Consider the following 24774-nt stretch of genomic DNA (forward strand, 5'->3'; position numbering starts at 1 on the left):
AGATGTGTATAAGAGACAGTTTCTCCACCTTAGCGTCTTACTGACCGTTATTGCGGGATACAGTGAAACTCCAATCAGTGTTCTTCTGATTGGTAGTTGAACCAATCGGGCTTTTACGGTCAGTTATTTCTCCACCTTAGCGTCTTACTGACCGTTATTGCGGGATACAGTGAAACTCCAATCAGTGCTCTTCTGATTGGTAGTTGAACCTATCGGGCTTTTACGGTCAGTTAATTCTCCACCTTAAGCGTCTTACTGACCGTTATGCGGGATACAGTGAAACTCCAATCAGTGCTCTTCTGATTGGTAGTTGAACCTATCGGGCTTTTACGGTCAGTTGGTCGTTCATAGGTGATGCCTTACTGACCGTTATTGCGGGATACAGCGAAACTCCAATCAGTGCTCTTCTGATTGGTTGTTGAACCAATCGGGCTTTTACGGTCAGTTAATTCTCCACCTTAGCGTCTTACTGACCGTTAATGCGGGATACAGCGACACTTCAATCAGTAATTTACAGGACACTGTACAGCAACAGAGGGCATTCCATTGGCAAGGTTCTTTTTTTCCTTAGTCGATATTGCTCATTGAAAAATTTGCAAGGTTGCCGTTACGACACTTTTATGAAAAAGTGAGTAATTTAGGCCCCGAAAAACGCATGTCGTTCTTTTGTAATCCAATCACCTAAATCATCTTTGCTACGCTTTACTAACCGATTAACTAGTACATCATGCCAAATATAATCTTCTAATAAATAAATATGAATGGGATCATCTGTAAAGAACGCAAGCTCACGGTTAGCAGGAGATGGTCCATAAATCATTTCTTTTCCATCGATTGATAATATAAACCAATGGTCCGTAGTAGTCTTTTCCGTAAAATCAGTCACACGATGTTGGTCTAATGAAGCTAACGGCTCCGTCACATGCAGTGTAATGCCATGCACTTTCACTTGCTGTGCCACCTTTTGCAAGTCTTCTCGTAGTTCCTCATAGACATCATCCCACATCGATATCAGCACTCTTTTTTTCGCTTTTTTTAACATCGACTGACAATAAGTTATAATCGTATCCTTATCTTTAATACTTAAAACTTTATTGTCCTCCACAGGCTCCTGGTGTTCTAAGGATTCTAAGTTACTTGACATGGATTTAAAACTAGACTGCCAATGCTTTTCTACCTTTTGTAAAAATACGGATACCGCTAATGCCGTATAGGTTGTTATTTCTGGTGTTTCCTCTTTCATTACAAGACCTTTTTCAACTAATAAATCAAGTATTCCATAAATTCGTGCACGTGGAATACCTGAATGCTTACTTACTTGATAGGCTGTCACATGATTATTTTGTACCAATGCTATGTATGCCTTCGCCTCATATTCTGTATAGCCTAACTGTTTTAATTGGTTAATTAATTCCATTAGTGGACCCCTCCATTTTCTTTATTATAGTCATATTCCGTTTTATATAGCGATAAAACTTATACTTTACAAACAAGTTGACATTAGTTACTATTTCAGTAGTAACTAAATGAAAGAGTGATTATATGCAGATGGATTTACAATTATTACTAATACTCATACTATTTGGCTTTCTCGCCGCGTTTATTGATTCTGTCGTTGGTGGGGGTGGACTCATTGCATTACCTGCATTATTATTCCTTGGTCTAAATCCAACAACAGCCATCGCTACAAGTAAACTAGCTAGTACGATAGGGTTATCTACTTCAACCATTTCATTTTATCGTTCTGGAAAAATTGATTTTCATTCGGTCAAAAAATATTTTCCATTGGCATTTTTCGGCTCTATGTTTGGTGCTTGGACCGTCACATCAATCAGTCCAGAGTTATTAAAACCATTGATGCTATTTATGCTCGCTGCTATTGCTGTCTATACCATTTTCAAAAAAGACTGGGGTAGCCTCTCAGCCATTAAGAAATTATCCCCTTTACAATTGGCTGGGTTTATTTTTCTGCTCTTTGCGATTGGATTTTATGATGGGTTCCTCGGCCCTGGCACTGGCTCCTTTTTTATTTTTGCTTTTCTCATGATTGGCACCGATTTTTTAAAAGCTGCGGGTAATGCAAAATTGTTGAACCTTGGCAGTAACATGGCAGCCCTTTTAATGTTTATGTATCTAGATCACGTTCACTATGTTTATGGTCTTGTAATGGGAACTGCTCAAATATTTGGGTCAATTGTTGGCTCGCAGGTTGCCATAAAGAGAGGAAGTGGTTTCGTCCGACAGTTATTTATCATCGTATCGATTACACTTCTAATTAAAAATTCGTATGATTACTTTGTTAATTAAAGTAGTCATACGCGTTTTATAATATTTGTTTGAAGTTTTAGTATAAAGAAAATATGAATCGCTTTCCCGCCCCTCCTTCTAAAGTTGATGTGGATTTATAGTTACGTTACAATTAAAATAGATTCATATTTTACAAATATACCGAAATAAGGATGAACTAACGAATGATACATGAACACGTTCTGAATCGAAAAGGGGCTAGGAAGAGCAGTGATATCCCAAGTGAAATACTAGATTTGCTAAATCACGGGTTAATTGAGAGTGTAAATCTTATTGAATGGCAAGCTGTCAATCATCACGTATTGTTAAAGCATGTAATACCGTCATTCAATTTGGAAAAGGGAAAAATGGATGTACTATTAACCGAAATGGCCAAGCAAAATGCTTTTACGGGGATGAAAGCGATTCGTACCACTAGTGATTTACTAACTACAGTAATGGTTGAAGAAAATGAGGCAAAAAGGTTAGAAATATTGACATACTGCGCCAATCATATATCTGATAGTGTAAGATGTTGGGCAGCCTTTATGAATAAAAATCGCCAACAAACTCTAGAAGAAAAACTGTCATTTATTAGACATTTTGCGGCGGATCATCATTTTGGCGTACGAGAAATTGCTTGGATGGCGATAAGAGAGGATCTTTCCGAAGATATAGATAAAAGTGTGGAATTGTTAACTGTATGGGCTAAGGATGATAATGAAAATATTCGACGTTTTGCAGTTGAATCTATGAGACCTCGGGGAGTTTGGACAAAACATATTGAGATCCTTAAGCAAGAACCACATAAAGCATTACCCCTTTTAGCTTTACTAAAAGCAGATCCATCAAAATATGTGCAAGATTCTGTGGGCAATTGGTTAAACGACGCAAGTAAAACTCAAGCAAATTGGGTACTAACTATCTGTGAAAAATGGCGCAAAGAATCTGAAGCAAACGCAACCGATAAAATCATAAAAAAGGCGACAAGAACAATCATGAAAAATAATTGCTAATACAATAAAAAGTTCCTCTATCAAATGCTCCCCATTAGCGAGACAGATTTAACATTAAAAATCTGTTTTTCCAAGGGGAGTATTTTTATGTCTTCGAGTACTATTCATAAGAAATGACTTTGAGCAACCTGCCCTTTTTTTTCTTGAAAGTAATCATACAGTAAATAAAAGCTCGTTTATTACAAATTAAATATCATCTCATTCACTGTTGGGAAGAAAAATCCCCCAATTATTAGTATGCAATGCCAACACGAGATTGCAAATATTCATTACATACACTTTGTTGATAAGTAAATTCAGCAGTATCCGCCACTGAAATTTTAGTTCCACCATCAGGCAGGAAATTCCGTTCTGTTCGATATACGCCAGTATATTCTCCATCAGGCAAATATGTAGGACAGACAATTGTCCAATCAACGTCAGATTGGCTTAACATGTCAAAGACTTTGTGATGCTCTTGTGCTGCAAAAGTAGTTTTCTGTTTGGATTCACTCGACTGGTAACGGAGTAAATGAGGATTTAACCGACTTTGTAATATTCCGGCTGTACCAACGGTAATAATTCGTTTCACATTTGCTTTTTTCATTGTTTCAAGAATCATTCGCATGCTTTCTGTAAGTGTATTTGTGCCATCCGTATTTAATGCACTAATTACAATGTCAATTTCAGACATTACAGATTCTATGTCCTGTTGGTTTAATACGTTGCCATGAGTAATGTCTAAATTAGTATCTTTTATTTCCACTTTATTCGGTGTACGTACTAAGGCAGTAACACGGTGACCGTCTTGTACGGCAAGTGAAACAATATGGCTACCGACCCGACCCGTTGCACCTAAAACTAAAATTTTCACAGTTTTCATCTCCTCGTAAACAATTATACCATAGCGTAATTTCCAAGAAAAAAGACCAAGACAATCCCTTGGGCTGCCTTAATCTTTGTCATACTTACAATTTATCTTAATTTGTTTCCTTTATATCAACAATGAATGAATTTAAATTATTATTTTTCGCCACACGATTAATAATTTTTTGAATTTCTTCCTTCGACGCTTTGTCTAATTTATCTGAGTTATGTAAGTAAATTGAGATAAATTGTTTATCCGGGGAATCCACTAAATAGCCGACTGTGCTGTCGGGGAAGTAGCCCTCCGCTCTTAAAGCCTGTAAAACCTCCTTCGTAAAGCTTGAGCTTTGTAATTTTTCACCAATTTCCTCAGCATAATTGTCTCTAATATCATTGTGAAGAGATTGTTCACTTGGAGATGCGTTATTTTTTATAAGTACAACTGTGATGAATATCAATAAAAATAAAATTAAAAAACTCATTTTTAGTCCCTTCATCCATTCTCTCCATTCTCCTTTTACATAAAATACGCTTTATTTTACAAATAAATACTAAAAAAATTATGAACCAGACCCTATGAATATGTTGATAAATATGCATAACAGAATGAATGTTATAACACTTGATTTTCCGCTGTATGTTATCAATTGTTATTTGAAGTTATACCATTTTCTGACTTGATTTTTTATCTACTATCTCATATTTTTTACCGATTACTGAAGCGTTCACTCTTTGCTGGAAATCAAAGTTGCAGATTTAAGGCAAAAGTCTATCTAAATTTTTCATTAAAATAGCATTGTTATAGTATTCATAGCCTTTAGGTAATCATACAACTTATTTTTTAATACCAAGTTTTTATATTTTAATCTTTTACAGGGCAAATTACCAATCTCCTTTCAACCAACATTCATAGATTATTAGTGTAAGGCAGCGCGCGGATTACTAAAAAACTAACATAAAAGGGAGATTACAGAATGCAAGATAATAGATATTATAAGTATATGAATTGGAATTATAACAATTTAAATAAAGGTGACAAATGCAATCACTATAAATGTTACTGTGAATTTGAAAAATGTGAACATAAGCAGGAGAAATGTAAGCATAAACACGACAAGTGCGATTCTAAACATGATAAGTGTAGACATTGCGAACAGAAAAAGGACAAATGCTGGCACAAACATGATGAGTGCGAACGTAAACACGACAAATGCTGGCACAAACATGATGAGTGCGAACGTAAACACGACAAATGCTGGCACAAACATGATGAGTGCAAATGTAAACACGACAAATGCTGGCACAAACATGATGAGTGCGAATGTAAACACGACAAATGCTGGCACAAAGACGATGAGTGCGAGCGTAAACACGATAAATGTGATTGCAAGAAAAAACAGGAAGATGACAAACACAAATGCAAAAAAGAGAAATGCGATGATAAATTTGAGCACAAATGTAAAGGTTGTATCTGTGATCTAATAAGATGCTTGGAACCAGGTACGCTAGTAGATGTTCTATTATCAGGTGGCGGTAGTTTCCTTGGTGTTCTTTTCATTAGATTAGATCCGAAAACTTGCTGTGCTTATTTCCTTGAAGTCGGAGATGCTGCTGCGGCTACACCAGTCGTTATTGACTGCCAAAAAATTGACGGTATCAGAAGAAATCCAGTTGCATAACAAAAAAAGGATCTCTTCTTAGAGATCCTTTTTAAGGCATATTTTTATAGATACATAGTGAATTGTTCTAGCCATTCGTGATCCAATATATTTGGATAGGAACAATGCTTCTAAACAATCGCTACGCTAACATACTTGTATACTTGGAAGGTCCGCAGATTTATCCACTCCCCTTCTTCTCCAAGCTTTATTCATTCACAATTACTTTTACTACAGGTTCTAATTTCCCAACAAATACGTCTCCAAGATAATCTACATCGATAACAACTGCACGTGGCTCGAAACGTCTAATGCTATCAATAATGCGTGCGGTATTCCGTCTCTTTGTAAGATAAAAAGGTGCGTCAGTATTTGACCTCCTACCATATAGAGGACAAGAAATTACAAATGTAGATAAAATATAAGCTACATTTTGCAATATTTCCTCAACGCCTGTAGCACCGAAATCAATATTGCTCGTAGCGGTAACTTGATGTGTCATCTTATCAACCTTTCTTCAATGATGCAGTCTTAGTTGTATGAAATTTGCAATATACCACAATTAAGTGAATGGCACCCATCCTTTTCTCCGAATATTGTGAGCTGTTTATTTCAATTCGCAATAACCAGCACTTAGTTATTTATGCCAAGTTCAGTTCAGATATGAACGGTATATACTTTTTCCATTCTTCGATTAATACAACCTCTATTATTTTTACCCGCTTCAAAATTCATTTAAACTTTTGCACCTTAATCCGATATGCTGACGACGTCAAATTACTGTCCAGCGAACAATAATACGCAATTTGGTAATTTACCTTGTTAAAGCATAATAAATAACATATAGCCAACTGAAACATCCATGAATAATAGCCCACAATATAGAGTGATTGACACTCCATGATATTGTGATAGCTAGTACTGCACCAAAACCAATGCCATTTTTCACTACTGTTTTATTTTCCAATTTTTTCACCCTTTTTATTTTTTTTCGTTGAATCATCTGTCTATTTAGCAAATGTTTTCTCCTTTCTTATTGGCGTTGAATGAATTTCATTTTATAGGAATTATGACAATGCCTATTTTACGTTTGCTAGCAACATGGGTTTTTATCGGAGCATCAGCACCTAACGATACTAAGAACATATTATGTATTGAAAGGAGTGACCATTATGCCATAGCAACATAAAATTCAGTATTTAATCGGCCAACCAGTTGGAATTTCATTGACAAACGGTCAAGGGACTTCAGGCATCTTGTGCGGTGTAGCTGGGGGCAAGTTACTTGTCCTAGAATACTTATATCATACTCAATTTGCTTTAACACAATATGATTTTCACATGATTCCAGACACTGCTAAAACGGCACCGACAAAAGAATCTGATTGTCGGTGACAAGCCTAGAATAATTTATTGGTAAATCAAAATTTACTCTTTTCATCACCTACAATATGGAGACAAATTTATAGCTTGTAGTGGATGTCCCTGTAGTTTAATTTTCGCGAATTTCTTATTTCCAACATGAATTTTTATCCTCTAGATATTTCTCTGTTGATTATGCGCAATTTTTCAAGGGCATACTGGAACAAAGGATGTGATATTTTGAAAATTATAATAATTGCAACTACGTTGCTTGTTCCTATCCTGATGCTTTACTTACAACATAACAGCGATAAAACTCGACACTTTTTTAATGCTATGGCAGTAATTTCCTCGATTGTCTTTGGCAGTATCGCAGCCACTTCCATCTATCAAATTATTGTTGATGATGCAGTATTTATGACAACCATTCATGCCGTTTTTTTGAATCCGCTCTTTTTAGTAGCCGGTGCTTACATGGGTGTGTTCCTTATATATCAATTGATGTATTTTACATTCTACAAACACATCGTACTGACATCGGCCTAGTCATTCAAACTGCGATTTTCTATGTATAAACATTGATGTACATAAAAAAAAGAAGCATTCCCTAAGGAAGCCTCTTTTTTATGAAATGCATGTGTTAATTAAAGTTTAACGATGTTTTTAGCTTGTGGTCCGCGGTTACCATCTTCCACTTCAAACTCAACTTTTTGACCTTCGTCAAGTGATTTGAAACCTTCGCTTTGAATCGCTGAGAAGTGAGCGAATACGTCTGCTTCACCTTCAACTTCGATAAATCCAAAACCTTTTTCTGCGTTAAACCATTTTACTGTACCTTGTTTCATTTAAGAAAACCTCCAAAAAATAAAATTGTAATATATAATTTCTTCTATAAAATAAAAAAATTCACATATTACAAAAAGTACCGAATAAACACGATTACTTTTTGTAATAGGTGAATTCAATATTTCCACTTAAGGAATGTATTTATTAGTTTTACTATACACTAATTTCTTTTATTTGTCTAATGAAATAATTGTTAATTGTAGTGAATATTTAATCAAAAGATGAAATTACCCATGCTGCGCATTTCATCTTTATTAAAATATACGGCACTTACGATTACCTGCCAAAGTACCGCATGTTTTTCAAAAAGCTCATTAGCTATAGTATATACTTTTTCTCTTCAAATTGCCAAATATATGCCTTTTTCTGCAATCTTGATTTCATTTTATCATAGTACCTTCATGCGCCTCAACTATAGTTGGTAAAAAATCATGCTAAAAAGGTCCATCCATCAAACTTTTTTTATTAGAAATCCACAGTTAGTAGAAATCACAGTGAACACGCCAATCGTTGTTCTCACCATTATAATAGAAATAAAAATTCCCACTATCCACGATATTGAAGTGGGCCTTGTTATCGGAGGCAATTTGTAAAACAAATGGATAGGCTTCACCAAAATTATTGCCACTTTGACAAAAAGCTGGATATCCGCCAATTTTATGGACAGCGTAAATCTCCTCTACAATATCGTCAAAGTACTCCATAGCTTCTTCGTTCTCGTACCGTATTATTTCCTCTTCCACCTCAAGCGGTATACCTCCACCATCCCATGCAGGGCAATCATTGTCAACCAAACGAGGTTTTAGTGGAAATGCTCGTATGTTGTCATGATACCAGCTACGATGCACTAGACCCTTTAATGACGGGTATGTTCTTATTTCAAAAAAACGGCTAAGATCATCTTCAACAAGATGATCAAAAATTTCTTCACTGATAAAAAGTGTCAGTAGTTCGATATGTCTGATTGCTGCAGGTACAAAAGGTAACTCTTTCAAAAAAAATGTAGCCAGTGGCTGAAATCCTTCTGGCTGTTGCTGTTCTGGCAATGACCAGGCAACGGCGCCAAACCAACTCTCAAGCAGCTTATTAGTTGGTCTGATGCCACCAGTTTCAAATATCGTAGCCTTTGTCATTAATCGTGCTTTGATTTCATCAATGTCCATCACCCTGCACCTCGCTATTCACTTGACGACAACAACAATCAACAAGATGATCATTTATCATTCCCGTTGCCTGCATAAAGGAATAACATATCGTGCTACCAACGAATTTGAATCCATCTTTTTTTAATTGCTTACTCATGCAGTCACTTAGTGTTGTTGTTACCGGCACTTGTGCTAAGGTAGACCAATGATTGATGATGGGCTGATGATTGACGAAGCCCCAAATATAATGCGAAAATGAACCATATTGTTGCTGTATTCGAAGAAATGCTTGTGCGTTCGTAACAACACTTGCAATTTTAAGTTTATTGCGAACGATTCGCTGATTCTCTCTAAGCTCAGCCAGCTTGTCCTCAGTATACAGAACAATTTTCGTCGCATCAAATTGATCGAAAGCATCACGATAGCCTTCTCTTTTTTGTAAAATTGTCCACCAACTCAGTCCTGCTTGCGCCCCCTCAAGACATAGCATCTCAAATAAATGCTGATCGTCATATACGGGCACACCCCATTCCTTGTCATGATAGTCGACATATAATGGCTCATCAAGTTTTACCCATGCACATCTCTTCATCGATACAACCTCCATTTCAAAATAATGATGTTCTATGATTTGAACTATTTAATACCTTTAATACATAGCCAGCCTTTTTGTGTATCTTCATGGCTGTTCACCGTTTGAAATCCGACACTTTTAAATAAGTGCTTTATTTCTGTTTGGTTTTATAATACAATATCTCCATCTTTAATCGTGCCACTGTCAATTAACCATTTATTCATGCCTCGATGTGCAACATTCATTATCTGTAAAATCGCAGACCCTACAAATCCTTTAGGATTCTTTGCTTGGTCAATTAACCTTTGCAACAATGTCATGTTACCTGCACTCCTTTAAAATTCCGTCAGTTGTTGTAAAAGTTCACCAACTCTTTTAAGTAAGCAAATATATGAATACATTCACTACTGCAACAATTTATTGCCTTGTTCTGGGTTTCCCGACTCAATAACGTAGCTTTTTGAAATCAAGAAATGGCATAGGGCGAGCTTCAACGCTATGCTTTCCTAAACTTTTTCTAATAATTACCTATACGGTCTACTATTCAATTAGTTTCATTTTTCACCATAAACCTCAACTAGGTACTGCTTTATGATAATTTGTTCATTGATTTCACAGCTCAATCGATTATACAATATTTAGAAGGAGGTTTTTGGATGATTAGACAAGCGAGGAATGAAGATGCACAGACCGCAGCACAATTAGCACTATTACTTTGGCCAAACAATACACTCATGGCATTTATGGAAGAAATGACGCTACATACTACCACTGAAAACACGGCAATCTTCCTAGCCTATCAAGGTTTAGAAGCAGTCGGCTTTGCTCAATGTCAACTGCGAACGGATTATGTGGAGGGTACAAGTTCCAGTCCTATCGGCTATTTAGAGGGGCTATTTGTGAAAGAGGACTATCGGGGACATGGTTTAGCCAAGCAACTTGTCGCAACATGCGAGCAGTGGGCTAAAATGAAAGGCTGTCTAGAGTTTGCGAGTGACTGCGAATTACACAATTTAGACAGCTTGGCGGTTCATCAAAAACTTGGTTTTACAGAAGTGAATCGTATCATTTGTTTTACAAAATCATTAATATAATGATGTAATACGCCATTACTCCCTTTCAAGTTTGTTGGCCTACACAGCTAACAGACTTTTTTATTTTCTGAAAAATTTCTTCATCACTTTGCTAGCTATTTCGTTATTTTTTCTATGTAAAATTTGATTCTTCCTTATTAATTTCTTAATGAAGGCTGATGACATCCTTTTTTCGTGCTCATTAATATAACTACATAAATGATAAAAAGGGATACTAGTATTTAGAGAAGAAAACAATCACAAGGGTTTAGTAGAAGGCCCTAACTCTGTGATTGTTTGCTAATATCCTATTCGAATTATCTTTTAAAGGTGAATATCGGCAAAACGTAAATAACACGACACCTTTTTTCTATGCCCATTCATTATTTAGGACATCAAGTGATATGTACTATGTCAAAGACAAATTTCTCTAACTTCCGACAGAAATTTTTACGTTTAATTTAAATATGTATTGTTTGCTATGTTTCGTTCGCGCTCATCTATTACTAAGTGGATAATAAATGCTAACTGTTGTTCAATTCTCATATTGTTAAGATGAAAGATATCAGCTATTGCATTTTTTTGACTATCTGCCAACTCCACTTTTTCGAGCAGCAGCAATATTTCTTCCTTCGAAAGCCCAAACATACCTTTTTCACCTCCATTCCACTTACCTATTTTATTATTCCGAAATCATTATCTAAAGATCTAGAGCATTACTAACATAGTACTATTATTGAATCATTTATACTAATTATAGGATAAAACACCAAAATTAATCAATATAAAAACTTAATTTTCTAATAATATTTTCTGCAGTACCCAATAAGCATTACTTTTATTGCTATAATTTTTTTGTTTGTAAAAATTATGCTTCTAGAATTACGACTTTTTTTCTTGAAATAATATTATAAATAGACCTGAAAATGAAAACTGCATACTTATTTAGTCTATATATCGATATCATTCCTATAATTTGTCGGAAATTGTAAATGAAACCGCTCACATTTTATGGTGCTATGGTAGAAGTTTACAAAGTCTAAAAGTAAGACAAAAAATTTGCAGAAGCTATCTGTTCATCAAAGCTTGTATAGGCTACTATCCAGTTCATTTTTAGCAAATAATCATGTCTAGCCTTGTATTTATACATTGGATGTTTCTAAGAACTTTTGTCAACTCCTTTTATACATTGTAACAAAGTTTGATAACCAGCATTGCCTCAATGCTTCTTTTAGATTGAGTCAAAGCCATCAACGTAGGATACCTTGCTAGTTGTTTTTTGATAAACAGTTAGGCAATCATATACCTTACCGGCCTCCTATTTGTTTCAAACAGTACTCATGCGGCATTCAAGAATGAGCAGGAAACCCGTTCATTTCGTTCATCGACGAGCATGCACACGTGCCACTTATTCGTAGAAAACAAAATCATGCAACAGGGTATTTTTATTTCAAAACTAATTCTAAGAGAGGAACTTATAGCACTCTACTTCAAAATCGACAGTTAAACTCATTAACATTACCCTTTCTTGTAACATTTTAAACCTTTTCTAACAACTTTTGAATTGATCTTCAATCTCCCTTTAACTCCAGGCTTTTTCATCCTTATTCTTTCCAAAAAAAGAAAAAAGTAATTTCAAAAAATGAAATTACTTGTTCTAGTCATGTTTTGGTTTCACATTGTTTTTTTAATATCTTTACTACGTAGTATTGTTGATATTTCCTGTAATACTTCAGCTGGTATCTGTAATTCTTTATTTAATTGCTGTACATTCAGGGTGTTTGCAGTACTTAGCAAGTTCACAATATGTTGTATGTTTTCATTAGATACTGTTGATTTTAAGTCACTATTGATAATTTTCGAGGAGGCATCTCCTTGCCATGTTGCACCATGTGCATAACCTCGTACATATAATTGACTCTTTTCTTGAACAATGGCAGCAGTTTTTACCTTGGCAAGATTTGTGTTAACGATTTCTAGTAGTGACTGATTGGTCATCGCTAAAATTACTCGCTCACATTCATGGACATCGCAATTCTCGATACGCCCCATCGATTTATCAGACCAAATGATTGCATATGGGCTCTGTCTAGCATTTATGAAATCACTATTTAAAATTTCAAAAATGGCATCGATACAAGTTATACCATTGCCAATGATATGAGCAAATGTACTATTTTCCACAAATAAGCGTGCATGATTGATATAAAGGTGGTGACTGTCCACCTCTTGAATTGTTGTATGCTTTAGAGTAATCTTCGCATGTTCATTTCCATAAATACCACCTGTCTGACCATGCTCAATAATGGCGTGATTTAGCTGTAGACCACTCGCATCCACAATAATATGAAATTGTGGATGATGCTGTATCTTACATTCAGTCATAGTTACGTCAGCTTCATTAAAAATAGTAAGTCCTGAAGTTGCGCCATTTCTTATCGTGCATTTATGAACTTCAGCTTTACTATTTTCTATAAAAAGTTGCGGCTTGTTGTGTCTACTCAACTGACAGGCATAGATAAGCGCCTTCGAGTGTTCTCCCACATAAATACCATTTCCTTGACCTTCTGCAAAAACACAATCTGAGACCTTTAGCTCACTTTCATGTACGACCATATTGGTGCCGCCATGTTGTTTGACTTCACAAAGCTCCATCATCAATTTACAGTGATCAAACATTTGCATGCCCAAATCCTGTCCTTGATGAATAAGCGTATTTTTCATCGAAATCGTACTAGAAGCTGCAACAAATTGTGTTTTCTGGTGGCCATGAATCTCACAATTGGCTATGTCCATTTTCATATTACCTATAGCAAAGATTGCGTTCATTTGTCCCTCTAATAACATACAATTTGTCATTGCGAGTTCACTATTTTGTGCTATGATTTGAGCTTTTGTATGATGTTGTATTGTTGAATCAGTAAGGACAACACTTGAACCATTATCGATACGCAATCCATATTGATTTAATGAACTCGCTAGTAAATCAACATTTTTCATCATTAAACTTCCAAAGCTGACGGCGACTTGTGTCCTTACCAGTTGATGCTCGATTACGCAATTTTCTAACTGTAAGTCCCCTTTAATATAAATCCCCTGACCCTGACTAAAACGGAGATTTCGCATTTCCACGTGCGTATGGTATCGAATAAACACGCCACCTTTGATGGTGACATTCCCCACGCCATAGAGGATTAATCTTTTAGGAATATCAATGCTTTCTTCGTAAACACCATCCCTGATTTCTATAAAATCTCCAGCCTCAGCCTCTTGAATAGCTTGCCCAATATTCTGATAGCGGTGCATAATGCTCTTCTTAACAACAAGTATTGCCATCTTCACACTCCTCCTATCTAAACAAAGATTCTATTTTACAGACTAATTATTTTTTACTCGTTTTTTATTCTATTTATATACCCAATGAACTTCCTGTTATTCAATTATGTACAAATAATTTACAAATGGCTCAAAAGAACTGCATCCACACAAAAAGAGAGCAAAGGCTCTAAACCTTGCTCTCTTTTCAAGAATGCTAATTACGACATATACCTATAGGACAACTCCGTTATATTTTGTTAGGCTTCCACAGTTATATGCTGGAATGTTGTCACATTAAATAGACCTGTGTCTGTTAGTTTTAAGGCTGGAATAACAGGTAAAGCGACAAACGAGAATGTCAACAAGAAATGGAAATCTAAGTGTGGATTTAACTCATGTAAGGCATTATGCAAATCTGCTAATTGTGCCTTCGCCTGATCCGCTGGTGCATCCGTCATTAAGCCTCCTATTGTTAAAGGCATTTCTGCTATAATTTCACCATTTGCTACGATAACAAAACCACCTTGGATCTCTTGAATCCGTGTAAGGGCTATTAGCATATCGGCATCATTTGTGCCAACCACTAATGCATTATGAGAATCATGTGCAACGGTTGTCGCTACTGCACCTTTTTGCAAGCCGAAGCCTGTGACAATGCCCAGCCCCGTCGTATGCAAATTGTGGTGACGCTCAATAACAGCAAGTTTTAGTAGATCCTGTTCCACTGACGGTTCAAATACGCCATCTATAACAGGGACATCTACGACCAAATGATTGGTAATAAGCTGATTTGGCACGATTTCCATCACATTGGCCTTATTCCCTTTTGCAAACGGTATTGTTAGCATTTCTTTCGTCACTGTTGGCAAATGCACGGATTGATGGATGTGCGTAGGTACATCCGTTTCTGGACGAGCTGTGAGCATTACGCCATTTTCAGCAACCTTTACCCCATTTTTCCAAACTGCTTTCGCACGCATTTCCTTTAGATTTTCCACTAAAACAAAATCTGCTTTATATCCCGGTGCTAATGCCCCTCGATCATACAAGCGGTAGCACTCAGCTGTGTTGATGGTTGCAAGTTGAATCGCCTGTAATGGCTCCATACCTTCTTCAATAGCCATGGCCACATCAAAGTTGATGCTACCTTCATCGATCAACTCATCCACGTATTTATCATCCGTACAAAAACCAAATCGACGAGCATTCGATGTATTGACTGCGGGTAAAACATCACGTAAATTTTTTGCGGCAGAACCTTCACGAATTAAGACATACATCCCTTGTTCTACACGATTTAGCGCTTCCTCTGCTGTTACACATTCATGATCGGTATGAATACCAGCAGCACGGTAGCCTGTAATTTGCGCACGATTTAAGCCTGCGCAATGTCCATCAACAACAAGGTTTGCTTGCTGTGCAAGTAGGATCTTTTCAAGCATGTTTGCTTCACCAGTCAATACTGCTGGAAAATCCATAACCTCCGCTAATCCTCGTACATCTTCATGAGCTAAAAATGGCGCTAAATCCCTAACTCCTAAAGTGGCTCCTGCATTTTCAAAACTAGTACCTGGCACACTTGAAGGTAGCATTACGAAAATATCCATATCTGCTTTTTTAGCGTCGTCTAGCATAAACTGAATTCCCTCAGTACCAGCAACGTTTGCAATTTCATGTGGGTCTGTTATGACTGTTGTTATCCCGTGAGGCACAAGCACACGACTAAATTCAGCGGGTGTTAGCATAGACGATTCAATATGTATATGCCCATCAATTAGCCCTGGCACAACATAATGTCCGGCTGCATCCTCCTCATAGCTAGCTTTAAATTGGTTGTGTGTGTCCAGTGCAACTATTTGTCCATTGTTGACAACGATATCTGCCTTTTTCCACGTCAATGTAAAAACATCCGCTACCAGGGCATTACGCAAGATAAAGTCTGCTTCTACCTGTCCTTGAGATGTCAATATGTTTTGTGCAAGTTGTTGTAGTTTTATTGGCATTCTATGCACTCCCCTCTTTTTCTTTATGAATTATCATGCATGAATTACCGCAGAGATTCAAGTAGCATTGTATGTAGTCGCCTTATTTTTAAATGTATTGACAACATGAATAATTTAGTGTTCACTTTTCTAAAATAAACCACCAGTGTTTCACTCACTTGCGCAATCATTGCAAGATGTGCTAGGCTCACGCACGCATAAATCTTGGAATTTTTCAGTTGCCAAGAATCTAAACATCAACAAAGCACCCCAATTGTTAGATAGGTGTCTAACAATCGGGGTGCAGTTCAAGTTTATCTACAGTCTGAAACAAACCATCCGCTCAATGAACTTTTTTAAGTTTTAATTATTCTACTGTAAATTCTAGCTCTTTTGGGGGCTCACCTTTTTTATTCATCAGACGCATACGTATCGGTTCAATTTTTAATGTTACCATCTCATCGTTGTTGCCGATAAAAATACCTGTGAAAAATTCAGCCAGTTTGTTTTTCAAACCTTCCTCATGAATTTCTGTCATCTTGCCTTCTATCTCAACAAAAGTATCCCCAAATCCGCCATTTTCATAGCCGTATAAAATATGGGTATACGGATTCTTTTGTAACTCCTCTAGTTTTTCTGAATGTTTATTTGTCACTGTATACAATACAAATTCATCATTTTGGAAGGTCATATAACGCGAGTATGGTTTCCCGTTCTCAACTGTTGCCATCGTTCCTATTTTTTCACGATTCAATACTTCTAAAATTTCATCACGTACAGAAGTCATTTCATCCCATCCTCTCTCTTGATTCTCTTTTATAATGCCCTTCCTAGGCTAAGCTAAAACACCTTTTTTTGAAAAATAAGAAATGATAGTCTTCGGTAATATGCGCAATCTCTTGTTATAATATTCTTTTGGAGAACATGAATTTTCAGAATGAGGGTAGTAAGTATGAAACAAGCTTTTTTTACGCGATGTCTATTTTTCTTTACAGGCATCTTGGTCTTATCCTTTGGTATAACCTTGACAATAAAAGGACAGCTTTTTGGCGTCGGCTCTTGGGATGTTTTACATATTGGATTAACAAAAACTTTGGGTTTATCTATTGGTACTTGGTCTATTTTAATTGGTCTAGCCATCTTAGCATTTGATATGTTAGTGACAAAGAAATTGCCACTTCCTGGTACATTTGTGGATATGTTCTTAGCAGGTATTTTCATTGATATTTTTAACTATTGGTTGCCTGATATTGATGGATTTTGGATGCAATTATTATCCTACCTTACTGGGCTTGTTTTACTCGGCTGGGGCTGCGGGATGTACATGGTTGCAAATTTGGGTATTGGGCCACGAGATACATTAATGCTTCTTTTTGTCCATAAATTTAATTGGAGTGTGACACGTGCTCGTACAACGATGGAAGTCACAGTCGCTATACTTGGTTTCTTACTTGGAGGTCCTGTCGGGGTTGGTACAGTATTGATGGCATTTGGGCTCGGACCCATTGTGCAACTTGCGCTAGCCTGCAATGAGAGATTATTTATGAAATGGACTGGCATTAAAAGCGCAGTTGTATAAGTCTTCTAAAACTTTATAGTATATATGTAAAAGCTTGTGACATCCTATCGATTTCACGAGCTTTTTGTTCACGTATAAACGCTAAAAAGAGCCACCTCAATTGGAGTTGGCCCTATTTTTTTGATAACCTTTTTAAGAAAAACGTCATACATCAACACGTTGTTCTATGACGTTTTCTAATCAACCTTTATTCTTTTGGTTCAGAAGTATTTTGTCCGGTTGCTTCTATTGCTTCGGGGGTTTCATCGACCGTTTCTTGTTGTTCATTTTCAGCAGGTGGCGGTGTAATCGCTACTAATGTATAGTCGTCTTCATTTAAAATTTCAAAAGCACATTTTTGGCGAATATCTGCAACATAAAGTGAAGTACCAATTGCTACTTCCGTCACATCCACTTCTATTGTTTCAGGTATTTCTGCAGGCTTCACTTTAATTCGAACTTCACGATTTGGCTGTAACAGGAAACCACCGTCTGCAACTCCAATGGCGTCTCCGACTACTGTAATTGGGATATCGACTTCTAACTCTTCAGACATATTGATTGATTTAAAGTCTACATGCTTCACAAATCCTTTTAAAGCACTACGCTGCATTTCTGTTAATACCGCATTTACCTTCGTTCCTTCGACATCTAATTGGAACACACTCTTACTGCCTATTTCAGCAAGCACTTTCGCAAATGCTCTTGCGTCAAGTGAGATTGAAGTGGATTCCATTTGATAACCGTAAACAACTCCAGGAATAGCACCATTATCTCTAAGCTGTGATAAAGATGATCGTCTTCCTTTATCACGTTTTTTTGCCTGTAAAATTGTACTCATAGCTTTTTCTCCCCTTCATGAAACTAGTCTCATAAAAGGTTTTGCCCGTTAAACAGATTTTTATACCTATTGTGCGTTCTAAAACACGCTACTCCTACCACCGAATCCATAGCAAACAGCCGAAGACTTTTATGTGCCCTCGGCTGTTTCGTTTTGCTGTGTTGCTATTTAGTTACAATCTTCCTGCCGCTTCTAAAGAAAGCGCCAACATTTTAGCAAATTGGCCACGTGTAATATATTGGTTTGGCAATAAATTTGTATTGTAGTCAAGAGCACCAATACCATACAATGTTTGTGTATAGCGTAATAATTCGCCTTGGAACGCATTGCTATCCTGATAGGGTAGTGTGTCATATTCTTCTGGTACAAAATCTACAGCATCTAATGTTCGACCAAGCATTAAAATGGCTTGCTGACGAGTGATTTTGCCATTTGGATCAAATGTATTAGGAGCTTTTCCGTTAATAATCCCTAATGAATGTAAGGCTCCAACATGACCACCAAACCATGATTTTTTCGCATCGACGTCTTTAAACTGTTTTGTTTGTTCCTGTTGGAAGCTAAATGCACGGGCGAGTAAGGCACTAAACTGCGCACGTGTTAAGGAATCATTTACACCGAAGTTATCAGATGTACGCCCTTGAACAATCCCGCGCTCTGCTAATGCGGTAATATAGCTGCTATATGTCGAGTTTGCTATATCATGAAAATAAATTTGTACAGGATATGCAAACTTTAATTCAGCATTATTATGAATGGTTGCAACCACTCGATCTCCTTCGTCCCGATAGGCAACTGGCTCCATTACGCCTTTTTTAACCATTTGCTTTAAGACTCCAGATTGTCCATTTTTAAAGATTTCAACCTCTAGTGGCTGTCGATTATTGACAATATTAGCTTTAACACTATAGGTTCCTTGTTTTTCAGACGCGGCAATTTTAGCGCCATATGCTGAGTAAACCGTCATATTTTCGGTTTTCATATGTACATAATCCGTTGGCTCTTGATAGGCATGTGCCTGTAGCGGAGTCGTCAATGATGCGCCTAATAGGGCAACCATTATAGCTTTTGGGAATATTCCTTTCATATTACCCTCCCTTTCATCCTTCTATAACTATCATAAATGATTTAATTGTGTAAAAATATAGTATTTTTAGCATACACTAGTATGCTGCCTCTTGTCCTATTTTGGCAAATGCAGTTTACCTTTTATCAGATTTAGCGATCATTTTCCAACTTTTATTTGCCTATACTTTGAATCCCCGCAAAAGTAACATTGTACTCGCGGGGATTCATTATTTTTCTAATACACCATAAAGTTCGTGTAACTTTTTAATTTCATAGTTTGGTAAAATATCACTTGTATTTTCGATATTGTGAATATTAAACCAACATGTATCAATCCCTGCTAGTATGCCGCCCTTGACATCAGAAGTGAGAGAATCCCCAATAATTAGTGCTTTTTCTTTATTTAACCCATCAATTCGGTCAAAAACATAGTCGAAAAATGCTGGCATTGGCTTTTGATAACCTGTTTGCTCCGAAATAAAAATACCTTTAAAGTATTTTGCTAAATCTGCATCTACCAAGCGTTTATTTTGCGTTATCGTTTTACCATTCGAAACGACATATAAATGATAGTTATCTGCTAGCTGTGCGATTAGTTCATATGCCCCCTCAACGTAATGATGTGCTTCTTGTAAGTACTTTTGAAAGATAGCTTCAAAATATTCACCGTCTACTTCTAGCTCAAATTCTTTTAGCGCTATCGAAAATCTTGTATTATGTAGGGCATTTTTCGTCACTTCGCCACGTTCAAAGGCACGCCACATTGATTCATTAATTTCTTTATAGCGGGCAATCATCGTCGGAGTTGTCGCAATTTTTTCCTGTTCGAACAATCGACTAAGAGCTGCATTTTCAGCTAAATCAAAATCTAATAATGTATCATCTACATCAAATAAAAGTATTTCATATTTACTCAACTTATTTCCTACTTCCCTTCCTTACGGTCTTGCCGTCTTGCTCCTTCTATCATAACGTTTTTTGCAAAAAATAGCAGTAAAATCACTCCATATTACCTATTTACAGAATTATCCGAAAAATAATACGCATAAAAGTATAAGCTGAACTTCCTTAGTAAGGCGACAAAAATGTTCGTCTAGCCATATAAAAGCCCTTTCAAGAATTTCATATTTGAAAATATCACCGAATATGAGACAATAGAATGCTAGAAAGGAAGATGTACGAATTATGACGACCTTACAAAAACTTACGCCATCATTTGATCCATGGGAAGCGTATTTAGATGTTGAACAACATGGACAGATGACACTATCGAATATTGAATTTACAACAACTAACCTTTGTAATATGCGCTGCGCTCACTGTGCAGTCGGCTATACATTGCAAAATAAAGACCCAGAAGCACTGCCAATGAACTTAATCACGAAACGACTTGACGAAATTCCACATTTAAAAACACTGAGCATTACAGGCGGCGAACCGATGATGAGCAAAAAATCGGTGCAAAACTATGTTTTGCCACTATTAAAATATGCACATGCACGAGGCGTACGTACCCAGATTAACTCGAACCTCACTATAGAACCTGAACGTTATTTACTTATTGCACCGTATTTGGATGTGCTACATATTTCACATAACTGGGGCACAGTCGATGAGTTCGTCGAAACAGGTTTTGCAATGATGGACCGTAAACCAACCTACGACCAGCGTGCAGCGCTTTTCCAACGCATGATTGATAACTCAAAAATGCTAGCTGAACATGGTGTCATGGTATCGGCAGAAACGATGCTCAACAAAAAGACATTGCCCTATTTAGAGCATATCCATAACCAAATCATTAATGACATGCAATGTGCCCGACATGAAGTACACCCAATGTATCCCTCAGACTTTGCAAGTGCACTGTCATCACTTTCGTTAGCAGAAACACGCGAAGCTATACATCATCTCCTCGATGTGCGTGATGACAGTACCTGGATGCTGTTCGGTACATTGCCATTTTATCCTTGTAGTACAAATGAGGCGGACCAAAAGCTATTAAAACGCTTACGCGAGGCGAAAAACGTTACATTGCGCAATGATCCAGATGGTCGCTCACGCCTAAATGTTAATATTTTTACAGGCGATGTCATCGTTACTGACTTTGGTGATACCCCTGCTCTTGGCAATATCATCAACGACGAGTTACCAGCGATTTTCGACAAATGGATGGAAACTGATTTAGCAAAATCACTCAATTGCCACTGTCCAGCAGTGAAATGCTTAGGTCCGAACGTTCTAGTCAAAAATATGTATTATAAAGATGCCCCGTTTGTAAGTGGCTCAGCGATAGGATAAAGTGAAACTTCAAACCATGAGGGTTTTTCTGCCCCTCGTTTTGATAGCTGAACCAAGCAAGCTTTACTGATCAGTTGATCGACAACCAAGCTGACTCTTTCAACTTGAGGTTACTGCCCGTTGTTGTGGGATCAAAAAACGTCCAATACAGTCAACAGTGGCTGCATTGGACGTTTTTATGTCAATAGCATATTAAAGTTTAAAACACTAGCTACTTTAATAATTCTTTCGCCAATAGTTTATAGCAATTCAAACGACTTTCCTGTGCATATTGATTGCAGTTTAGCATTACTTCATCAAAACCATAGTGTTCTTGCTCTGCTACTAAATATTGGGCAATATCCTTCGGTGTACCTACAAGATTTGCCTTACGATTATTGGCAATCGTCAATTTATCCATCTCTGTTAGTGGGTAATCTTTTGCGTCTTCTGGTGACATCGATTGGATGATTTGCCCCTTCATTAGCTGAAGGCGCGTAATATCAATCGGCTTGGCCAAATATTCTGCTTCCTCTACCGTTTCTGCAACAGTCGTCGCATAAGTGACGATAATGTGTGGCTTCTCCATATAATAAGAAGGTGTAAAGGTTGACTTATACGTATCAAAAATATCTTTTGATATATTACCGGTAAAAAACTGTGCATATGAATAGCCAACACCTAGCTGTCCTGCCTGCATGGCACTTTGACCACTTGAGCCAAGTAACCATGCCTCGGGTAACTGGATATTTGTCGGTGATGCAATGACCTGATCATAGACATACTCACCCGATTTTTGTTCATTCATAAGCTTCAAAATAATATCGAGTTTGTCATACTGCTCTGTCATACGCTGTCTACGACCTTCTGCAAGCGCATAAATAGATGGATGGTCACCACCAGGAGCACGCCCTACACCAAAGTCTATACGATTAGGTGCAAGCGCACTTAATGTTTTAAAAACCTCAGCCAGTTTATAGGGCGAATAATGCATCATCATGACGCCCCCTGTGCCGATTCGTAGGCGTTGTGTTTTTGCGGCTAAAAAAGCAGCTGTAATTTCAGGTGCCGAACTCGCAAGTGACCCACTATTATGATGCTCTGCCAGCCACATACGGTGGAAACCAAGCTCTTCACCTAACAGCGCTAGCTGCTCTGTTCGCTTGAAGGCATCCTCAGCAGTATGTCCTTTAGGTACAGGAATTTGATCTAAAATACTTAATTTCATTAAGAAACACCCTTTCTGTATGTAGCTCTCCTTTCTACTGTAATATAGGGACTTCTTTTTCAAAAGTAAAAGGCACTATTGATAGGCAAGTTGTTTCATCTGCCATGTTTCATAAACCGTCACTACCAGTGTCCATCTTTGTTCCATATCTAATACGGAATCATTAAACTTCATAGCAAAGAGTGTAAATTCCGTGGCATCTTCATTCACGACAAACTGTAAAACAGCGTGTCCCACTTCCCCCGCGTGTGAAGTTTCCCCCGATAATTCCACAACATGCTGACCTGTTTTCGCCTCGTAATAACGCCAATAAGGTTCTGTAAACGCGTAGTTAAATGCATCTCGGACAGTTACATCCGTAAAATTTGCTAAGTAACCTTGTTTAACTGCATCAATATATTCATTATCCGTTACATCTTTTTTGGTGTTATAAACATACCCAACAAGTACCCCCATAAACACAACACAAACAAAAACCCTAAAATGATTCCCTAAACTCAAATGTCATCACGTCCCCTTTACGCAAAAACACTATTTTCTTCATAATACATTAAAATAATTACTTAAAATAGAATATTTTTGTTTTTTACAGAATTTCTTATATTTCTTCAAAAATCGCCACTTCCTATTTACTCGTAAAAAGCTAGTAAGCTCAAACCATTGAAAGTAAAAAACATCTTAAACTATTTACAGCCGCTCTTCGTTTCGATAATATCAGTTTATTATTATAGAAAAGAGATGACGGTATTGCCTTTCGATTTAGATTTAAATATTCTACTGATTCTTATTATTTTTGGCTTTTTAGCCGCTTTCATCGATTCGGTGGTCGGCGGTGGTGGACTTATTTCTTTACCAGCCCTCATGTTCGTCGGTTTACCTCCTTCAGCTGCTGTGGCAACAAATAAACTAGCAGGTACGATGGGCTCTCTCACAAGTACAATTACGTTTTATCGTTCTGGGAAACTAGATATTAAATCTGTTTATAAGCTGTTTCCATTTGTTTTTTTCGGCTCCATGATTGGCGCATGGATTGTCCATTTAATGGACCCGAGCGTCTTAAAGCCATTAATGCTTGTGATGTTAGCAGTTGTAGCCGCTTATACGATTTTCAAAAAAGACTGGGGTGGCATTTCCACCTATAAAAAACTAACACCTAAACGCTATGCTTTTTTCATTGTTATCATTACATTAATTGGTTTTTATGATGGCTTTTTAGGTCCTGGTACCGGTTCATTTTTACTTTTTGCCTTTTTAATCGTCGGTTTTGACTTTTTAAAATCCGCTGGTAATGCCAAATTTTTAAATTTCGGTAGCAATATTGCTGCTCTTCTTATGTTTATGTACCTCGGGCATATACATTATGCGTATGGTTTATCAATGGGTCTTGCCCAAATTGCTGGTGCAATCGTAGGCTCTAAGTTTGCAATAAAACGTGGTAGTGGTTATGTGCGTAAACTCTTTATCGTTGTAACAATTCTATTACTACTGAAAAATACATATGACTATTTTTCGTGAACCACTTCGCTACGATGGCGAAATTAAATAAAAAAAATCTTACCTCTGTGCGGGGTGGACTTACCCCTGTCAAGTAGACAGCTATAAAAAAGACTAAACAGCCATCTGGTGTCGATATTCTATCGGTGCCAGATGGTTGAGCCGTTTTTGGAAGCGTTGGTAGTTATAAAAGTAAATATATT

At 37.0% G+C, this 24774-nt stretch carries 28 protein-coding genes; 9 read left to right on the forward strand and 19 right to left on the reverse strand.

The genetic code is table 11. From position 1 onward, the window contains the following. Positions 1 to 637: 637 nt before the first annotated feature. Entirely contained in the window at positions 638 to 1417 is a 780-nt protein-coding gene (locus C9J35_RS21100) for a TrmB family transcriptional regulator (RefSeq protein ID WP_107926683.1), read from the reverse strand. Between the two features lie 125 nt (positions 1418 to 1542). Here C9J35_RS21100 and C9J35_RS21105 point away from each other — a divergent pair, with 125 nt between their 5' ends. Both C9J35_RS21105 and C9J35_RS21110 read left to right on the forward strand, forming a co-directional pair. Beyond that, complete coding sequence (locus C9J35_RS21105) at positions 1543 to 2307, forward strand: TSUP family transporter (RefSeq protein WP_438941221.1); 765 nt, start codon at positions 1543 to 1545, stop codon at positions 2305 to 2307. 164 nt (positions 2308 to 2471) lie between these two features. Continuing rightward, positions 2472 to 3302: a DNA alkylation repair protein gene (locus C9J35_RS21110; protein WP_107926685.1), complete on the forward strand. Its 831-nt coding sequence runs from the start codon at positions 2472 to 2474 to the stop codon at positions 3300 to 3302. 232 nt (positions 3303 to 3534) lie between these two features. On the opposite strand, the gene C9J35_RS21115 is transcribed toward C9J35_RS21110, so the two are convergent. The 3 genes from C9J35_RS21115 to C9J35_RS23795 form a co-directional block, all read right to left on the reverse strand. After that, complete coding sequence (locus C9J35_RS21115; RefSeq protein WP_107926687.1) at positions 3535 to 4155, reverse strand: NAD(P)-dependent oxidoreductase; 621 nt, start codon at positions 4153 to 4155, stop codon at positions 3535 to 3537. Positions 4156 to 4261: 106 nt separating this feature from the next. Beyond that, a complete protein-coding gene (locus tag C9J35_RS21120; protein WP_153062980.1) occupies positions 4262 to 4630 on the reverse strand; it encodes a hypothetical protein in 369 nt (122 codons plus the stop codon). A 540-nt stretch (positions 4631 to 5170) separates the two neighbouring features. Further along, positions 5171 to 5602 (reverse strand): hypothetical protein, encoded by a 432-nt coding sequence (locus C9J35_RS23795; RefSeq protein WP_167396031.1) that lies wholly within the window; start codon positions 5600 to 5602, stop codon positions 5171 to 5173. 36 nt (positions 5603 to 5638) lie between these two features. Here C9J35_RS23795 and C9J35_RS21125 point away from each other — a divergent pair, with 36 nt between their 5' ends. Further along, positions 5639 to 5827, forward strand: a complete 189-nt coding sequence (locus tag C9J35_RS21125) for a hypothetical protein (protein WP_235616397.1) — start codon at positions 5639 to 5641, stop codon at positions 5825 to 5827. 187 nt (positions 5828 to 6014) lie between these two features. On the opposite strand, the gene C9J35_RS21130 is transcribed toward C9J35_RS21125, so the two are convergent. Beyond that, the gene (locus C9J35_RS21130; RefSeq protein ID WP_054768686.1) at positions 6015 to 6308 is read right to left on the reverse strand and encodes a GPW/gp25 family protein; all 294 of its coding nucleotides are present in this window, start codon (positions 6306 to 6308) and stop codon (positions 6015 to 6017) included. A 688-nt stretch (positions 6309 to 6996) separates the two neighbouring features. Here C9J35_RS21130 and C9J35_RS21140 point away from each other — a divergent pair. Both C9J35_RS21140 and C9J35_RS21145 read left to right on the forward strand, forming a co-directional pair. Further along, a complete protein-coding gene (locus C9J35_RS21140) occupies positions 6997 to 7200 on the forward strand; it encodes a hypothetical protein (protein WP_235616398.1) in 204 nt (67 codons plus the stop codon). A gap of 207 nt (positions 7201 to 7407) precedes the next feature. Continuing rightward, positions 7408 to 7713, forward strand: a complete 306-nt coding sequence (locus C9J35_RS21145; RefSeq protein ID WP_107926691.1) for a transposase — start codon at positions 7408 to 7410, stop codon at positions 7711 to 7713. Between the two features lie 98 nt (positions 7714 to 7811). Here the strand turns inward: C9J35_RS21145 and C9J35_RS21150 are convergent, their stop codons facing one another. The 4 genes from C9J35_RS21150 to C9J35_RS25145 all read right to left on the reverse strand — a co-directional run bounded on the left by C9J35_RS21150 (position 7812) and on the right by C9J35_RS25145 (position 10052). Beyond that, positions 7812 to 8012 (reverse strand): cold-shock protein, encoded by a 201-nt coding sequence (locus C9J35_RS21150; protein ID WP_010859579.1) that lies wholly within the window; start codon positions 8010 to 8012, stop codon positions 7812 to 7814. A 480-nt stretch (positions 8013 to 8492) separates the two neighbouring features. Then, on the reverse strand, positions 8493 to 9176 hold the full coding sequence (locus C9J35_RS21155) for a DUF1963 domain-containing protein (protein WP_107926693.1): 684 nt from the start codon (positions 9174 to 9176) through the stop codon (positions 8493 to 8495). Next, positions 9166 to 9750 (reverse strand): DNA-3-methyladenine glycosylase I, encoded by a 585-nt coding sequence (locus tag C9J35_RS21160; protein WP_107926695.1) that lies wholly within the window; start codon positions 9748 to 9750, stop codon positions 9166 to 9168. Before C9J35_RS21160 ends, C9J35_RS21155 begins: the two co-directional genes overlap by 11 nt. Positions 9751 to 9899: 149 nt before the next feature. Then, a complete protein-coding gene (locus tag C9J35_RS25145) occupies positions 9900 to 10052 on the reverse strand; it encodes a hypothetical protein (protein WP_438941222.1) in 153 nt (50 codons plus the stop codon). 336 nt (positions 10053 to 10388) lie between these two features. Between C9J35_RS25145 and aac(6') the strand changes: the two genes are divergently transcribed. Next, positions 10389 to 10826 carry an aminoglycoside 6'-N-acetyltransferase gene (gene aac(6') / locus C9J35_RS21170; protein WP_054768687.1) on the forward strand — a complete coding sequence of 146 codons (438 nt, stop codon included), beginning with the start codon at positions 10389 to 10391 and terminating at the stop codon, positions 10824 to 10826. Between the two features lie 435 nt (positions 10827 to 11261). On the opposite strand, the gene C9J35_RS21175 is transcribed toward aac(6'), so the two are convergent. The 4 genes from C9J35_RS21175 to C9J35_RS21190 form a co-directional block, all read right to left on the reverse strand. Next, a complete protein-coding gene (locus C9J35_RS21175; protein ID WP_107926697.1) occupies positions 11262 to 11453 on the reverse strand; it encodes a hypothetical protein in 192 nt (63 codons plus the stop codon). Between the two features lie 1026 nt (positions 11454 to 12479). Continuing rightward, positions 12480 to 14141 carry a right-handed parallel beta-helix repeat-containing protein gene (locus tag C9J35_RS21180; protein ID WP_107926699.1) on the reverse strand — a complete coding sequence of 554 codons (1662 nt, stop codon included), beginning with the start codon at positions 14139 to 14141 and terminating at the stop codon, positions 12480 to 12482. A gap of 239 nt (positions 14142 to 14380) precedes the next feature. Then, on the reverse strand, positions 14381 to 16126 hold the full coding sequence (ade, locus tag C9J35_RS21185) for an adenine deaminase (RefSeq protein ID WP_107926701.1): 1746 nt from the start codon (positions 16124 to 16126) through the stop codon (positions 14381 to 14383). Positions 16127 to 16472: 346 nt separating this feature from the next. After that, positions 16473 to 16892, reverse strand: a complete 420-nt coding sequence (locus tag C9J35_RS21190; protein WP_107926703.1) for a pyridoxamine 5'-phosphate oxidase family protein — start codon at positions 16890 to 16892, stop codon at positions 16473 to 16475. A 165-nt stretch (positions 16893 to 17057) separates the two neighbouring features. Between C9J35_RS21190 and C9J35_RS21195 the strand changes: the two genes are divergently transcribed. After that, entirely contained in the window at positions 17058 to 17684 is a 627-nt protein-coding gene (locus C9J35_RS21195) for a YczE/YyaS/YitT family protein (RefSeq protein WP_107926705.1), read from the forward strand. A 187-nt stretch (positions 17685 to 17871) separates the two neighbouring features. On the opposite strand, the gene C9J35_RS21200 is transcribed toward C9J35_RS21195, so the two are convergent. The 3 genes from C9J35_RS21200 to C9J35_RS21210 form a co-directional block, all read right to left on the reverse strand. Next, the gene (locus C9J35_RS21200) at positions 17872 to 18504 is read right to left on the reverse strand and encodes a 50S ribosomal protein L25/general stress protein Ctc (RefSeq protein ID WP_107926707.1); all 633 of its coding nucleotides are present in this window, start codon (positions 18502 to 18504) and stop codon (positions 17872 to 17874) included. Between the two features lie 172 nt (positions 18505 to 18676). Next, positions 18677 to 19591, reverse strand: coding sequence for an S-layer homology domain-containing protein (locus tag C9J35_RS21205; protein WP_107926709.1), 915 nt, complete (start codon positions 19589 to 19591; stop codon positions 18677 to 18679). A gap of 208 nt (positions 19592 to 19799) precedes the next feature. Next, the gene (locus C9J35_RS21210) at positions 19800 to 20489 is read right to left on the reverse strand and encodes a YjjG family noncanonical pyrimidine nucleotidase (protein WP_107926711.1); all 690 of its coding nucleotides are present in this window, start codon (positions 20487 to 20489) and stop codon (positions 19800 to 19802) included. Positions 20490 to 20757: 268 nt separating this feature from the next. Here C9J35_RS21210 and yfkAB point away from each other — a divergent pair, with 268 nt between their 5' ends. Next, on the forward strand, positions 20758 to 21870 hold the full coding sequence (gene yfkAB / locus C9J35_RS21215) for a radical SAM/CxCxxxxC motif protein YfkAB (RefSeq protein ID WP_107926713.1): 1113 nt from the start codon (positions 20758 to 20760) through the stop codon (positions 21868 to 21870). 211 nt (positions 21871 to 22081) lie between these two features. Here the strand turns inward: yfkAB and C9J35_RS21220 are convergent, their stop codons facing one another. After that, the gene (locus C9J35_RS21220; protein WP_107926715.1) at positions 22082 to 23077 is read right to left on the reverse strand and encodes an LLM class flavin-dependent oxidoreductase; all 996 of its coding nucleotides are present in this window, start codon (positions 23075 to 23077) and stop codon (positions 22082 to 22084) included. Positions 23078 to 23152: 75 nt separating this feature from the next. Continuing rightward, complete coding sequence (locus C9J35_RS21225; RefSeq protein ID WP_107926717.1) at positions 23153 to 23578, reverse strand: hypothetical protein; 426 nt, start codon at positions 23576 to 23578, stop codon at positions 23153 to 23155. A gap of 246 nt (positions 23579 to 23824) precedes the next feature. Here C9J35_RS21225 and C9J35_RS21230 point away from each other — a divergent pair, with 246 nt between their 5' ends. Beyond that, a complete protein-coding gene (locus C9J35_RS21230) occupies positions 23825 to 24592 on the forward strand; it encodes a sulfite exporter TauE/SafE family protein (protein ID WP_107926719.1) in 768 nt (255 codons plus the stop codon). A gap of 93 nt (positions 24593 to 24685) precedes the next feature. On the opposite strand, the gene C9J35_RS24950 is transcribed toward C9J35_RS21230, so the two are convergent. Further along, complete coding sequence (locus C9J35_RS24950; protein WP_369122299.1) at positions 24686 to 24769, reverse strand: IS3 family transposase; 84 nt, start codon at positions 24767 to 24769, stop codon at positions 24686 to 24688. Positions 24770 to 24774: the final 5 nt, after the last annotated feature.

Source organism: Lysinibacillus parviboronicapiens (assembly GCF_003049575.1).
GTDB classification, from domain to species: Bacteria; Bacillota; Bacilli; order Bacillales_A; family Planococcaceae; genus Lysinibacillus; species Lysinibacillus parviboronicapiens.

Bases quoted from the DNA above. Each gene is read 5' to 3' on its own strand.
- C9J35_RS21110 (WP_107926685.1), top strand. From the start codon at position 2,472: ATGATACATGAACACGTTCTGAATCGAAAAGGGGCTAGGAAGAGCAGT.
- ade (WP_107926701.1), bottom strand. From the start codon at position 16,126: ATGCCAATAAAACTACAACAACTTGCACAAAACATATTGACATCTCAA.
- C9J35_RS25145 (WP_438941222.1), bottom strand. From the start codon at position 10,052: ATGACATTGTTGCAAAGGTTAATTGACCAAGCAAAGAATCCTAAAGGA.
- C9J35_RS21195 (WP_107926705.1), top strand. From the start codon at position 17,058: ATGAAACAAGCTTTTTTTACGCGATGTCTATTTTTCTTTACAGGCATC.
- C9J35_RS21205 (WP_107926709.1), bottom strand. From the start codon at position 19,591: ATGAAAGGAATATTCCCAAAAGCTATAATGGTTGCCCTATTAGGCGCA.
- C9J35_RS21180 (WP_107926699.1), bottom strand. From the start codon at position 14,141: ATGGCAATACTTGTTGTTAAGAAGAGCATTATGCACCGCTATCAGAAT.
- C9J35_RS21190 (WP_107926703.1), bottom strand. From the start codon at position 16,892: ATGACTTCTGTACGTGATGAAATTTTAGAAGTATTGAATCGTGAAAAA.
- yfkAB (WP_107926713.1), top strand. From the start codon at position 20,758: ATGACGACCTTACAAAAACTTACGCCATCATTTGATCCATGGGAAGCG.
- C9J35_RS21175 (WP_107926697.1), bottom strand. From the start codon at position 11,453: ATGTTTGGGCTTTCGAAGGAAGAAATATTGCTGCTGCTCGAAAAAGTG.
- C9J35_RS21100 (WP_107926683.1), bottom strand. From the start codon at position 1,417: ATGGAATTAATTAACCAATTAAAACAGTTAGGCTATACAGAATATGAG.
- C9J35_RS21200 (WP_107926707.1), bottom strand. From the start codon at position 18,504: ATGAGTACAATTTTACAGGCAAAAAAACGTGATAAAGGAAGACGATCA.
- C9J35_RS21105 (WP_438941221.1), top strand. From the start codon at position 1,543: ATGCAGATGGATTTACAATTATTACTAATACTCATACTATTTGGCTTT.
- C9J35_RS21160 (WP_107926695.1), bottom strand. From the start codon at position 9,750: ATGAAGAGATGTGCATGGGTAAAACTTGATGAGCCATTATATGTCGAC.
- C9J35_RS21220 (WP_107926715.1), bottom strand. From the start codon at position 23,077: ATGAAATTAAGTATTTTAGATCAAATTCCTGTACCTAAAGGACATACT.
- C9J35_RS21155 (WP_107926693.1), bottom strand. From the start codon at position 9,176: ATGGACATTGATGAAATCAAAGCACGATTAATGACAAAGGCTACGATA.
- C9J35_RS21130 (WP_054768686.1), bottom strand. From the start codon at position 6,308: ATGACACATCAAGTTACCGCTACGAGCAATATTGATTTCGGTGCTACA.
- C9J35_RS21120 (WP_153062980.1), bottom strand. From the start codon at position 4,630: ATGAGTTTTTTAATTTTATTTTTATTGATATTCATCACAGTTGTACTT.
- C9J35_RS21150 (WP_010859579.1), bottom strand. From the start codon at position 8,012: ATGAAACAAGGTACAGTAAAATGGTTTAACGCAGAAAAAGGTTTTGGA.